Below are 12,402 nucleotides of genomic sequence, written 5' to 3'. Positions count from 1 at the left end.
GCCGTTACGGCGCACGGTCTTAAGGGCCGGCTCGCCGGGACCCGGTGCGGGTCCCGGCGAGCCGGGCCGTCAGGGGCGCTGCCCCACCTCGTCGACGTAGGCCTTCACCGTCTCCGCGCTGTCGGTCGTGCCCAGGAACTGGTACGTGGTGGCGTCGAAGACCAGCACGATCGGCTGCGCCTTCGATGAGGAGCCCGGGGACACCGGGAACTTGATCCCGACGCCGGGGCGGCCGGCACCGTCGGTGACGTGGTCCAGGGCCGTCAGGCCCGGCACCCTCGCCGCCGCCTCGAACAGCGCCGCGTAGGACGCCGGCTGGAGGACCTGCTCGCTGGCGAGGGTGTAGACGGCCTTGCCGATGTAGGTGGCCCGGCCTTCGCGGTCGGCCTCCTTTTCATAGAGGTAGGCCAGCATCGCGTCGGCCGTCGTCGGCAGATCCGTCCGGTAGACCGACTTGGGTGTGCAGTCCTGGAGCCTCCCTTCCGCTCGCGGGTCGTTCGTGCCGTACATCGGCGCCTTGCCGTTGCGGCAGCCACCTTCCTTGATGCTGCCGATCAGGCTGTCGCGGGTGCCGTCGACCGAAAGCCAGACCTCGCGGTTGGGGGGAATGGCGTATTGGGTCTTCACGTACAGGAACTGGTCGGGGCGCGGCGGCTTGCCCGGCGCTTTCAGGGCGGTGCTCGCCGCTTCGGTCAGCACCTTGACCGGGTCGGCGTGCGCCACGGCGGGCCCGACCCCGACGCCGACCTGGTCGGCGGGGGCCAGTGCGACGACGGCGGTGATCGCCGCGGCCAGGCCGACCGAGGCGCCGGCGAGCCAGAACCAGCGACGCGACCGGTGCCGCCGCTCGCCGCGCGCGGCGGCCAGCAGCCGCTCGCGGGCCGGGGCGAGGTGCTCCGGCGGCGCGAAGCCGACGGTTTCCGCACGGTTGCGGATCAGGTCCAGTTCATCCATGACCCGAGGTCTCCTTCACGAGGTCGAAAGCGCCGAGCTCGGCGCGGACGCGGCCGCGAGCCCGGTTGAGCCGGGATTTGACGGTGCCGACGGGAATGTCGAGTGCTTCGGCGACTTCCTGGTAGGCCAGGCCTTCCGCGGCGACGAGCAGCAGAACGTCCCGCTCGCGGGGGCGCAGGGCGGCCAGGGCCCGGTCGAGCCGCGCGCCGAGGGCCTGCGCGGTGACCCGGTCGGCGACCCGGTCGGCGTGCCCTTCGTCGGCGCCCGGCGGTCCGACGGCCAGCCGCAGCCGCAGCTCGCGCACTTCCGTCCGGCGCTGCCGCGAAATGAGGTTCGTGGCGATGCCGTAGAGCCACGGCCGGGCGTCGGACCGGGCCGGATCGAACTTCGCCCGCTTGTCGAAGGCGATCAGGAACGTGTCCGCCAGGACGTCGTCGGCGGTCGCCGGGCCGAGGCGCCGGGCCACGTAGCGGTGGATGTGCCGCGAGTGGCGGTCGAAGATGACCGCGAACAGGCTCGGCTCGTGCCGCGACCGCGCGATCACGCTCGCGTCGTCATCGGAATCGGTGTCTTCCGGGGTCATCGCCCGCCTTTCGATCCAGCCAGTGTCATGAGCTGTTCTCAGGCGGCGCGCGGCGGGTTCCGGAATCAGTGCGGATCAGCGAAGAAGGTGATGCAGGTCACTCAAGAGCAGTCGTCTCCGACCGCGAGCATGCGGCGGTTCGCCTCACCCAAGCCGTCGGCCATGGCGCGCAGCTGGTCCGGCGTGAGGACGTCGATCAGCAGCTCGCGGACCAGGGCGACGTGCCCGGGCGCGGCCCGCTCCAGCAGGGCCACGCCTTCGTCGGTGAGCACGGCGTAGACGGCGCGGGGATCGCTCTCGCACGCGCGGCGGCGGACCAGGCCGGCCCGCTCCAGCTGGCCGATCTGGTAGGTGAGCCCGCTCTTGGAGTTCGACACCGCGCAGGCGAGCTCCGCCATCCGCAGCTCGCGGTCCGGGGCCGCGCTGAGCCGCGCGAGGATCACGTACTGGAGGTGGGAAATCCCGGAGTCCTGCTTGAGCTGCTGGTCCAGCCGCCGGTTGAGCAGCTCGTAGGTGCCGAGGAACGCGTTCCAGGCGCGCTTCTCCTCGACGTTCAGCCACCGTGGACGACCCATGTCACAACGGTACCTGTTGTTCAAATTCGAACTCAAGGGGTACGGTCGGGATCAAGGTTCAAATTTGAACGGAGTCGCCATGATCCCCGCCGCCACCGTCCGCACCCGGGTACGGGTCCCGCTGCGCTTCGCCGACGGCTTCTCCGCTTCGGCCGACGTCGTCACCTTCGACGGCTTGGCGGACGGCGCCGAGCACCTCGCCCTGGTGTTCGGCGACCCGGTCCGGCCGCTGGTGCGGCTGCACTCGGAGTGCCTGACCGGCGATGTCTTCGGTTCCGCCCGCTGCGACTGCGGGCCGCAGCTGCGCGAGGCGGTGGAACGGATCGACGCGGCCGGTGGCGTCCTGCTCTACCTGCGTCAGGAGGGCCGGGGCATCGGCCTTTACGCCAAGCTGGACGCCTACGCCCTGCAGGACGCCGGGCTCGACACCTACCAGGCGAACACCGCGCTGGGCCTGCCCGAGGACGCCCGCGACTACACCGCGGCGGCCCAGATGCTCGCCGCGCTGGGCCGCACCGAGGTGGACCTGCTCACCAACAACCCCGACAAGGTCCGGCAGCTGCGCGAGCGGGGCGTCACGGTCGCCGGGACGGTCCCCACCGGCGTGCACGCCACCCCGGACAACCTGCGGTACCTCGACGCCAAGGTCCGGCACACGAACCACACCCTGGCCCTGCCCGAACTGGCCGGCTGAGGCAGCTCGGCTGCCGTGTCGTCCGCCCGGGTACGCGTGTCGTCCATCCACGTACGCCGGCCGAGGCGCCTGGCGCGGGTCAGCGCCGTGAAGCCACGGTCGCCAGCTGCTCGGTGATCTCGGCCAGCAGCTCGGTGGCCGCGTCGCCGAGCGCGGCCAGGTCGGCGAGGGTCGTCTCCTCGGTCGTCACGGGCACAGGTCCTCCTCCAGGGCGTCGTGGCGGGCGACGACGGCTTCGGCGAAGGCGGTGTGCACGCGGAGGTAGTCGTCGCGGCCGACCGCCGTGTCGGCCCATTCGTGCCAGCGGATGTGCGCTTCGGCGACGTCGACCTTCGCGGCCGCCGCCACCGTGGCGGGGGACGTGCCGGCGAGGATCGCGTGGTGCATCAGGGACGGCGAGGAGCGCCGGGCGAGCTCGGCCAGCGCGGCGAGGCGGGCGAGCTCCGCGAGCGTGTCGGACGTGACCGGACGCGGGCGCGGCCGGGGGACCGGACGCGAGTTCCCGAGGTTGTCGGTCAAGACGCTGGTCATCAAACGACTCCTGAGGCGGAAGCAGCTGAAGCAACCCGAACGGCGGAGGTTTACCCCGGCCATGCCGGGGTAAACGCCCTCGTTCGTGATCTCCGTCTCACCGCATCGGGTGGGCCACCCGCCCGGGCGGCCCACCCGGAGTCAGCTCGCCCGGACGGCCCCGCAGTGCCACGGGATGCGCTGCGGCCGCACGCTCTCCAGCGTCGGGACGACCGGGGCGATCGTGCCGTCGCGGCGGAACGTCAGCTTGTCGATCGTCGTCTCGCGGTGGGTGCCGTCGCCGCCCGGAATACCGAAGCGGTGGTACGCCAGGTACCAGTCGTCGGTGCCCGGGACCTGCAGCATCGAGCTGTGCCCGGTGCCGAGGACACCCAGGTGGGCGTCCTTGCTCAGGAGCAGGCCGCGGTTGGTGAACGGCCCGGTGGGGCCGGGGGCCGTGGCGTAGCCGACGCGGTAGTCGGGGCTGCGGGTGTCGTCGATGGACCAGCTGAGGTAGTACGTGCCCTTCCGCTCCACCATGAACAGGCCCTCGCGGAAGTCGGTCAGGCCGTCCAGCCGGGTGATCTTCGCCGGGTCGTAGGACACCATGTCGTCGTTCAGCGGGACGACGTAGGCGTTGCCGTTGCCCCAGTACAGGTACGGCTTTCCGGTGTGGTCGAGGAACACGGCCGGGTCGATCGCCTGGCCGCCGTCGGGGTTCTTCGCGATCAGCGGCTTGCCGGAGTCGACGAACGGGCCGGTCGGGGAGTCGCTCACCGCGACGCCGATCTTGGCCTCGGCGCAGAAGTAGAAGTAGTACTTCCCGTTGTGCTTCGCGATCGTCGGCGCCCAGGCGTTCTTGTCGGCCCAGCTGACGTCCTTGCCCAGGTCGAGGATGACGCCCTCGTCCTTCCAGTCGACGAGGTTCTTCGACGACCATGCCGAGAACTTCGTCCCGCTCCAGCCGTCGAACCCGTCGGTGGTCGGGTACAGGTAGTAGGTGTCGCCGAACGCGACGATGTTCGGGTCGGCGTTGTACCCCGGCAGGACCGGGCTGCGCACCTCGTGTGCCTCGACCGTCCACACGCGACGGTCGCCGCCGGCGCCGGTCACCGTGAACTGCTTCGGCGAGCTGAGGTTCACCGGCTTCCCGTTGTCCGGCTTGATGGACGCGCCCGGCGCCAGGCCGAACTTCGGCGCGAGCCGGCGCAGGTCGGTGCCCGGCTTGACCGGCAGCACGACCGTCCCGGCGCCGGAGTCGATGACCGCGGGCGTCTTGAGGGCGTCGAGCTGCACCGAGCGGATCGCGGTGCTGTTCGACGGGAGCGCGGCGACGTCGAGCCCGGACAGCGCCCGGTTGTAGAGCCGCACGTCCTTCATCTTGCCGGTGAAGGTCTTGTCGCCCGCGTACACCGAGCGGCCGAGGTAGTTCGCCGCCGTGACGCCGCCGCCGAGGTCCGACGGCTTGATGGTGGCGTTCGCGTTGCGGCCCACCTCGACGCCGTCCAGGTAGAGCACCTCGACGCCGTTGCCGACGGTGAGCGTCACGTTCTTCCACACCCCGCGCGGCAGCCCGCCGCCGGCGTCCGCCGCCTGCTCGGTGGTCCAGTTGCCGGTCGCGATGGCGCCGCGGAAGCCGCCGCTCGCGGTGCCGCCGGTGGTGAAGAGGTAGCCGTTGCCGGTGCCGTCCTTCGCCGTGTTGCCCAGGCCCCACAGGAAGTACGGCGTCTGCTGGTTCGGATCGACCAGGACGTCGGCCGACACGGTCGCCGCCGCGGTGCCGGTGAGCAGGTTGTTCGGCAGCTGGACGTGCCCGTTCTTGCCGCCGAAGGCCAGCGCGCCGCCGGCCCAGGAGACGTCACCGGCGAGGGCGCCGTCGTACCCGTGCCCGGTGGTGTCGGTCGCGACCGTGCCCGACCTGGCGTCGAGCGGCCAGTGCGCGACCAGGCCCTTCGCGTCGGCCTGCACCGGTGCCGGGGGCAGGCTGAGCCGGTTCATCTCGGCCTGGGTGACCGGCAGGACGGTGCCGTGCCGCGGCGAGGCGGGCAGGTGCGCGCCGGCCGACATCGTCCACTTGCCCGAGTTCAGGTCGGTGGTCTCGAACGGGACGTAGCCGCGGCCGCCGAACTCGTCGATGAACAGGTACCACTTGTTCTCGGTGTTGGACTTGAACCCGGTCGGACCCTCACCCGCGGACAGGCCGGGGCTGGTCGCCGTGGCCTTGCCGATGCAGTCGGCGACGAAGCCGTAGTGCGGGTCGAGCAGGTCGGTGGCCTTCTCCTCGGTGATGAACTTGCTGCACGGCGTGGACGAGGTGTTGTTGCGCTCGTCCTTGGTGAACCGGTAGTAGGTGTCCTGGTTCTTGATGACCGTCGAGTCGATCACCGAGTAGCCCGGGTCGATCCACACCTGCGGCGCGCTGAAGGTGTGGAAGTCGCGCGTGGTCGCGTACATCATCCGGTTGTAGCTGTCACCGAGGTGGTTCGGGTCGTTCTCCGCGTACAGCTTCGACGCCCAGTAGACGACGTACGTGCCGCGCTTGGCGTCCCAGAACGCCTCCGGGGCCCACGTGTTGCCCGCGGTCGGCGGGGACACCTGGACGCTGCGCTGGCGCGACCAGTGCGCCAGGTCGGTCGACTCCCAGACCATGATCGACCGGCTGCCGGTGCGCTGGGCGGCGTCCCAGCCGCGGCCGGCGTAGATCCGCAGGTCGGTGGCGAGCAGGTAGAACTTGTCGCCGTCGGGGGAGCGCAGGATGAAGGGGTCGCGCACGCCCAGCTCGCCGAGGCTCGACTTGAGCACCGGCTGGCCGTTGTTGAGCTCGGTCCAGTTCAGCGGGTCGTTGCCGCGGCTGAGGGCCGAATAGATCTGCTCGCCGTTGGAGGTGCCTTCACCGGTGAAGTAGAAGAAGCTGTAGCCCGCCAGGGGTTGCGGGGCCGGCTTGGGGACCACGGTGGCGGTGAACCGCCGCGTGGTGCTTTCCCGGCCCTGGCTGACCTTCGCGGTCAGGACGACCTTCGCGGGAGCCGCGCCGGTGGCCGGCCGGGTGACCTCACCGGTCGGGGTGATCACCGACGGCGCGGACGACGTCCAGGTGACGCTCGTGCCGTCCGGGCCGCTCGCCGGCAGCGTGAGATTGCCGCGGACGTCGTCGATGTCGGGCACGGAAAGCGTGCTCGCGGCGGCGCGGAGACCGGTACCGGTGTCGGTGGACGGCGCCGCACCGGCGCCGGCGCTGCCGAGGGGGACGAGTGCGGCCGCGACGGCCAGCACGACGCCGAAACGGCGCGGGGAGAACAACTTCATCGTTGTCGGTTCCTTCGGGGCACGTCGGGGCCAGCGCATGTTAACGTTAACATGCTCCGGGGTACGCTGACTCTAGGTCGGTGTCGTCCGGTGGTCAAGAGCCGGAAGGATGGCGAGCCAGCTGCTCGGCGATCTCGTCCCGCGGATACGGCGTCCGGCGGCTCTCGGTGTGGAGCGCGAAGTAGAAGTCGTTGACGACGGCGGCGAGCGGGGCGTACCGCCGGAGCAGTGGTGCCTGGTGCGGCACGTCTCCGGCGGCGCACGCACGGACGAAGTCGTTGCGGGCGCGGGCATCCGGCCACGCGCGCAAGCCGCGGACGAACCGGTTGACCAGGTGGGTCAGCACGTAGGCCCGGTCGTGGTCGGCGTGCTCGGCGAGGAACTCCGCCTCGGCGTCCGAGAGGTCGAACCCCGGGGCCACCGTCAGGCCGAAATCGGTGAGGTAGAGCCGTTCGCCGTCGGTGACGATGTTCGCGAAGTGCGCATCGAAGTGCTGGACACCCCGCGCGGCCAGGAATCCGGTGATGTGCCGCAGCTCTTCCTCGAGCGGCAGGTCGTCGCCCGGCCAGCCGGCGAGGTCGTGCGGCAGGTGCTCGAGGAACAGCACGAGGTCGGTGGTGGCTCCGGCCAGCGCTTCCAGCCGCCGCCGCACACCGGCGTCGCCGTGCCAGAACGCGACGTCGGCCTCGATGTCGGCGCGCGGCCGGGGCAGGCCGGGCGCGACCCGCCAATGGTGCAGGAGCGGGAAGTTCCCGCACTCGCCGCCACGGACCCACGCGGTCGTCATGAGGTGCGCTTCCAGCTCGCGCCAGGCGCCGCCGCCCGCCGAACCGACCCCGTAGTGCGACCACGGCGGAAGCCCGTAGAGGTCGGCCGTCGAGCGGGGGTTCGCCAGCTCGACGTCGGTGAGCGGGACCCGCTTGACGAACACGGGTTCGCCGGCGACCCGCAGCAGCCAGGACGACCCGCCGATGCCGGTGCCGAGCGGGCGGGCCGTGGCCAGGAGCTCGTCGCCGGCGTCCGCCAGGGCGGCGGCGATCTTCTCGTGGCGAGCGAGCCGGGGCGTCATGCGCGCACCAGCGGCAGGTAGACCTCGTCGACGATCTCGACGAGGACGTCGTCGTCCACTGTGGTCAGTCCACGGGTGAGGTATTCGTTGCGCAGCAGGACGAGGGCCACGGTGGCGACGCGCGGGTGCAGTGCGCCCGGCCGGGCCTCGCCCCGGGCCACCGCCCGGCCGGCGACGGTGAGCCAGGCGGCGGCGCCCCCTTCGGCGGCCTGTTCGTGCAGCTGCTCGCGGAGTTCCGGTTCGTCGCCCACGCCGGTGAGGAGGCTGCGGAGGACCCGTGCGGCCGGCGAGGTCTGGCCGCAGTTGATCGCCCGCAACAGGGTCAGCGCGTCTTCGCGGAGGTGTCCGGTGTCGGGCGGCTTGAGCGTGTCCTCGGCCAGGTGGCGGTAGGCGGCGACGCCGAGCGCGGCGCGGTTCGGCCAGCGGCGGTAGATCGTGTTCTTGTTGGTGCCGGCGCGCTGGGCGACGCCTTCCATGGTCAAGCCGGGGTAGCCGGCTTCGGCGAGTTCGGCCGCCGCCGCGCGCAGGATCGCCTCTTCCAGTTCGGTACCCCGGCGCCGGGTCTTCGGTGCGGCCACGAGCGTCAGCTTAGCCTATTAGGGTACGGTACGCTCCGTACCCTAACGACGGGAGTGACCATGCGGGCCAAGGGGATCGGCTACGACACCGGCTTCGAGCGTGCCGGGCGGTTCAACCGGCCGTTCGAGCCGGACCTCGTGCGGCGGGAGCTGGCGATCATCCGTGACGACCTGCACTGCACCGCGGTGCGGCTGATCGGCACCGACCTGGACCGGATCGAGTTCGCCGCCCGCGAGGCGGCCGCGCTGGGACTGGAGGTGTGGTTTTCCCCGTTCCCGTGGGACCGCACGCCGGACGAGATCCTGGCTCTCTTCGCCGATGGCGCGGGCCGGGCCGAACGCCTCCGCGAGGCGGGCGCCGGGATCGTGTTCGTCACCGGCGCCGAGCTGAGCCTGTTCTGCCACGGCTTCCTGCCGGGCGACAGCCTCACCGAGCGGCTGGAAAACGTGCTGGCCTCGCGGGAACTCCTCGCCGGGCTGCCGGACCGGATCAACGCGTTCCTCGCCCGCGCGGTGGAGGTGGTCCGGGCCCGGTTCGGCGGCCGCGTCACCTACGCGGCGATTCCCCTGGAGCGCGTCGATTGGGCGCCGTTCGACATCGTCTCGGTGGACGCGCACCGCTCGAAGGAGGTCGAGCACCTCTACCGCGAGGGCGTCCGGAGCCTGGTCGCGGCGGGCAAGCCGGTGGCGATCACGGAGTTCGGCGTGACGCCGTACCGGGGTGCGGCCGACCTGGGGGCCCGCTGCGGCGAAATCCTCGAGTACGAAGGCGAGGTCCCGGTCCGGCTGAAGGGCGACTACGTCCGGGACGAACAGGAGCAGGCTCGGTACCTGCGCGAACTGGTGGACATCTTCGCGGCGGAGGGCGTCGACGCGGCGTTCGCCTGCACGTTCGTGTGCTACGGGCTGGTGCACCGGGCCGATCCCCGGACCGACCTGGACATGGCGAGCTGGGGCGTGGTGAAGGTGCTGGAGAACGGGACCGGCGAGACGTACCCGGACGTGCCCTGGGAACCGAAGGCGGCGTTCGGCGCACTGGCCGATTGCTACGCCTGAGCCAGGAACTCCACCATCGCCGTTGTCAGTTCCGGGCCGGTCATCGCCGTGAAGTGGTTCCCCGGCACCCGGGCGAACCGGCCGTTCGGCAGGGTCGCGGCGAGGGCGTCGGCCGAGGCGTGGCCGTCGTCCTCGTCACCGACGACGACCAGGGTGGGTGTGGTGATCCGGTCCAGGTCCGTCGTCGGCACGTGGGTGCCGAGGACGTGCCGCAGCGCCACCGGATCGCCGCCGCCCTGCCGGATCCAGTGGGCCGGCGACCCGGGCGCCACGGGTTCGCCGTCGATCAACGCGGTCAGGACGGCGTGGTAGGTGCCGGTCCGGGACGTCGCTTTCCGTACGGCGTCGAGGCCTTGCCCGGCCACGACCGCGCGGCCCGGGCGGGCACCGCGGGCCAGCAGACGCAGCACGATCCGGCCGCCGTACGAATAGCCGCCCAGGTCGTAGTCGTCGAGGCTGAGGTGGTCGAGCAGCGCGAACCCGTCGTCGGCCAGGACGTCCGGCGGGTACGCCGTGGGGTCGTGCGGGGCGGCGCTCGCCCCGTGGCCGCGCAGGTCCGGGAGGATCACCCGGTGCCCGTGCTCGGCGAGCACCGCCGCCGGGCCGAGCCAATCGCGTCCCGAACCGGTGAATCCGTGGAACAGCACCAGCGGCCGTCCGTGCCCGAGGGTGCGGCAGGCGAGTTCCCGGCCGTCGCGGGCGCGGAAGTACTCCATGTCCCGAACCTACAGCAGTCCGATGAATTCTTGGCCAACCATCGCGGCAATCGGGGTGGCGTTGACAGAAAGCGCTGTCTCTTCTAGCTTCATAGCGCAAGACATCGGATGTCCAGCCCGGTTTCCGGGCCCGTCCGCCGGCCGATGTGCACCCCTGCCGAACTGCTCGTCAGGAAGGACACACCGACGATGCCCGCATTCCCCCGCCGGACGGCCCTGCGCTCGCTCGCCGTCTCGGCTCTCGCCGTCCCCCTCATCCTGGGCACGGCCCTCCCCGCCCACGCGGCCCCGCTGTGGCACCCGGACCCCGCCACCGACGGCCTGAAGGCCTTCGAAGGCATCGAGGCCGACCGCGGCAACCACCACCCCGACCGCAAGTACGTCGTCGTCGAAGGCGACCACTACCGCTTCGACATCTGGAAGGACGACCGCGACACGACCGGCGGCGGCGACCGCCAGCGCACCGAGTCGAAGGGTATGGTGCAGAACGGCACCACGCTGAAGATGCACAACGGCGAGACGTGGACCCTCTCCTACGAGATGTACATTCCCGCGTCCCTGCACGGCACCAGCAAGTTCACCCACATCTTCCAGACGAAGACGCCGTCGACCAACGGCGGCCCGTGGGTGACGCTCGACCTGACCCGCAGCGGCGGCAAGGAGATGCTCAACGCCCGCGCGTACGCCAACTCGGGCTCGCCGAGCATCGCGGTCACCGACCTGGCGCCGCTGCGGAACAAGTGGATCACCATCGAGTGGACTTTCACGCCGGGGTCCAAGGGCAAGGCGGCGTGCGTCATCCGCAACGGCACCGGGTCCGGTGCGGCGGTCGCCGCGCAGGGCTCGATGTCGAACGTGAACCTCCCCGACCAGGGCGACTACGTCCGGCCGAAGTGGGGGATCTACCGGTCGGTCGAGAGCGCGTCGTCCGACATCCTCGACACCTACCTGCTGTTCCGGAACTACACGGCGGCTCGCAAGTAGGTGCGCGTTCGCGCGACCAGGGTGACACTGGCGGCATGAAGGTCGTCGACGGGCAGCGTGGTGGGTATCGCCCGTCGACGACCCCGCCGGCCGCGCCGGCCGCGCTGCGGCGCGGTCCGCTGCTGGTCACGGCCGTGTTCGCGGCTCTCGGCGGCGCGGTGATCCCGGCGGTCGCGCTGCCCGCGCTGTGGCGGGTCTGGCAGCTGTACGCGATGCTGTTCGGCGCGGTGGCCGCCATCGGGATCGTCGCCGCCGTCGCGGTGCTCGGGTGGCCGACGCGCAAGACGGCCCGCTTCGGCGCGCTCGTGGCGGCCGGAGCGCTCGTGCTGTGGGTGATCAGCCGTCCGCTCGGGCTGCTGACGCGGTTCGACCCCTGGCAGCCGGCCGACACGGTCGCCGGCTTCACCGACTACGTGGCGGCGGGACTGCAGGTCATCGCGGTGCTCGGGTTCCTCTTCGTGGCCCGGCGGCGGGCGCACCCGTGGCCGTCCGCGGCGCGGCGGGCGACGGCCTGGGTGGTGCTGTTCCCGGTGCTCGTGGCGGTGCTCGCGACCGGCGTGGCGGGCACCGTCGCCGCCGGCGACAGCAGCACCGGCCCCACCGCTTCGACGTTGCTCGACGCCGGCCCGGGCACGGTCGAATACTGCCGCCCCGACGGGATCCCGCTGGCGATGGACGTCCACCGGCGGACCGCGGGCGGCCCGCCGGCCCCGGTGGTGCTGCTCCTGCACGGCGGCGGGCTGGTCCTGGGCAACCGCAAGCCCACCGGCCCCGGGGCGCTGCTCGCCGGCTCCCGGTTCGGGCCGCTGCGGGACGAGCTGACGGCCCGCGGGTTCGCGGTCGCCGTGATCGACTTCCGGCTGGCGCCCGCCGCGCCGTGGCCGGCCCCGCTCGCCGACGCCCGGTGCGCGGTCCGGTTCCTCAAGGCCAACGCGGCCGCGCTGGACGTCGACCCGGCCCGGATCGCGGTGGCGGGTACCGGCACGGGCGGCACCCTGGCGTCGCTGCTCGGCGTCGCGCGTGGTCAGGACACCGGCCAGTACGGCGGCCAGGACAGCACGGTCCGCGCGGTGGCGGCCCTGTCGGCCCCGGCCGCCTTCGACCTCGCCGGCCTGGATCCGCTCACCCGCGCGTCGGTGCTCATGGCGCTGGGCCGTTCGCCGTCGGCGCTGCGCGCGGCGAGCCCGCTGACCCACGCCGGCCCGGGCGCACCGCCGTTCCTGCTCGGCAACGGCGGCCGGAAATCGGCCGAGTTCGCGGCCCGCCTGCGCGCGGCGGGCGTTCCGGTGACCGAAGGCGCGGTCTCGGAACGCGCGGTCGCGGACTTCTTCGCCGCGGCCGTGGATTGAGGCTTGCCCTGGAGCGCGCTCCAGGGCC

12 protein-coding genes are annotated in these 12,402 nt (G+C 72.0%); 4 read left to right on the top strand and 8 right to left on the bottom strand.

Translation table 11 applies throughout. The features are described from left to right. Positions 1–69: 69 nt before the first annotated feature. The 3 genes from ACFVYA_RS47350 to ACFVYA_RS47340 form a co-directional block, all read right to left on the bottom strand. Positions 70–954, bottom strand: coding sequence for a CU044_5270 family protein (locus ACFVYA_RS47350; RefSeq protein ID WP_387054868.1), 885 nt, complete (start codon positions 952–954; stop codon positions 70–72). Then, complete coding sequence (locus tag ACFVYA_RS47345; protein WP_387054866.1) at positions 947–1,537, bottom strand: RNA polymerase sigma factor; 591 nt, start codon at positions 1,535–1,537, stop codon at positions 947–949. The genes ACFVYA_RS47350 and ACFVYA_RS47345 overlap by 8 nt, the downstream gene beginning before the upstream one ends. Before the next feature lie 101 nt (positions 1,538–1,638). Continuing rightward, positions 1,639–2,112, bottom strand: a complete 474-nt coding sequence (locus ACFVYA_RS47340; RefSeq protein WP_387054864.1) for a MarR family winged helix-turn-helix transcriptional regulator — start codon at positions 2,110–2,112, stop codon at positions 1,639–1,641. A gap of 79 nt (positions 2,113–2,191) precedes the next feature. Between ACFVYA_RS47340 and ribA the strand changes: the two genes are divergently transcribed. After that, the gene (ribA, locus tag ACFVYA_RS47335; RefSeq protein WP_387054862.1) at positions 2,192–2,806 is read left to right on the top strand and encodes a GTP cyclohydrolase II; all 615 of its coding nucleotides are present in this window, start codon (positions 2,192–2,194) and stop codon (positions 2,804–2,806) included. Between the two features lie 186 nt (positions 2,807–2,992). Here ribA and ACFVYA_RS47330 read toward each other — a convergent pair whose 3' ends face one another. The 4 genes from ACFVYA_RS47330 to ACFVYA_RS47315 form a co-directional block, all read right to left on the bottom strand. Continuing rightward, the gene (locus tag ACFVYA_RS47330) at positions 2,993–3,337 is read right to left on the bottom strand and encodes a hypothetical protein (RefSeq protein ID WP_387054861.1); all 345 of its coding nucleotides are present in this window, start codon (positions 3,335–3,337) and stop codon (positions 2,993–2,995) included. Positions 3,338–3,478: 141 nt separating this feature from the next. Next, on the bottom strand, positions 3,479–6,622 hold the full coding sequence (locus ACFVYA_RS47325) for a family 43 glycosylhydrolase (protein ID WP_387054859.1): 3,144 nt from the start codon (positions 6,620–6,622) through the stop codon (positions 3,479–3,481). Between the two features lie 94 nt (positions 6,623–6,716). Then, positions 6,717–7,691: a hypothetical protein gene (locus tag ACFVYA_RS47320; protein ID WP_387054857.1), complete on the bottom strand. Its 975-nt coding sequence runs from the start codon at positions 7,689–7,691 to the stop codon at positions 6,717–6,719. After that, complete coding sequence (locus tag ACFVYA_RS47315; protein WP_387054855.1) at positions 7,688–8,269, bottom strand: TetR/AcrR family transcriptional regulator; 582 nt, start codon at positions 8,267–8,269, stop codon at positions 7,688–7,690. Before ACFVYA_RS47315 ends, ACFVYA_RS47320 begins: the two co-directional genes overlap by 4 nt. A gap of 60 nt (positions 8,270–8,329) precedes the next feature. Here ACFVYA_RS47315 and ACFVYA_RS47310 point away from each other — a divergent pair, with 60 nt between their 5' ends. Continuing rightward, positions 8,330–9,325 (top strand): hypothetical protein, encoded by a 996-nt coding sequence (locus tag ACFVYA_RS47310; protein WP_387054853.1) that lies wholly within the window; start codon positions 8,330–8,332, stop codon positions 9,323–9,325. Here the strand turns inward: ACFVYA_RS47310 and ACFVYA_RS47305 are convergent. Beyond that, entirely contained in the window at positions 9,316–10,041 is a 726-nt protein-coding gene (locus tag ACFVYA_RS47305) for an alpha/beta fold hydrolase (protein ID WP_387054851.1), read from the bottom strand. The two genes, ACFVYA_RS47310 and ACFVYA_RS47305, sit on opposite strands and share 10 nt — an antisense overlap. A gap of 189 nt (positions 10,042–10,230) precedes the next feature. Between ACFVYA_RS47305 and ACFVYA_RS47300 the strand changes: the two genes are divergently transcribed. Both ACFVYA_RS47300 and ACFVYA_RS47295 read left to right on the top strand, forming a co-directional pair. Continuing rightward, positions 10,231–11,025 (top strand): hypothetical protein, encoded by a 795-nt coding sequence (locus ACFVYA_RS47300; RefSeq protein WP_387054849.1) that lies wholly within the window; start codon positions 10,231–10,233, stop codon positions 11,023–11,025. A 35-nt stretch (positions 11,026–11,060) separates the two neighbouring features. Then, the gene (locus ACFVYA_RS47295; RefSeq protein WP_387054848.1) at positions 11,061–12,374 is read left to right on the top strand and encodes an alpha/beta hydrolase fold domain-containing protein; all 1,314 of its coding nucleotides are present in this window, start codon (positions 11,061–11,063) and stop codon (positions 12,372–12,374) included. The last annotated feature ends 28 nt before the right edge of the window (positions 12,375–12,402 follow it).

The organism is Amycolatopsis sp. NPDC058278 (assembly GCF_042881395.1).
Taxonomy (GTDB): domain Bacteria; phylum Actinomycetota; class Actinomycetes; order Mycobacteriales; family Pseudonocardiaceae; genus Amycolatopsis.
Note: the sequence above shows the minus strand (reverse complement) of the source record. Positions and strands in the feature narration are given on the sequence as shown.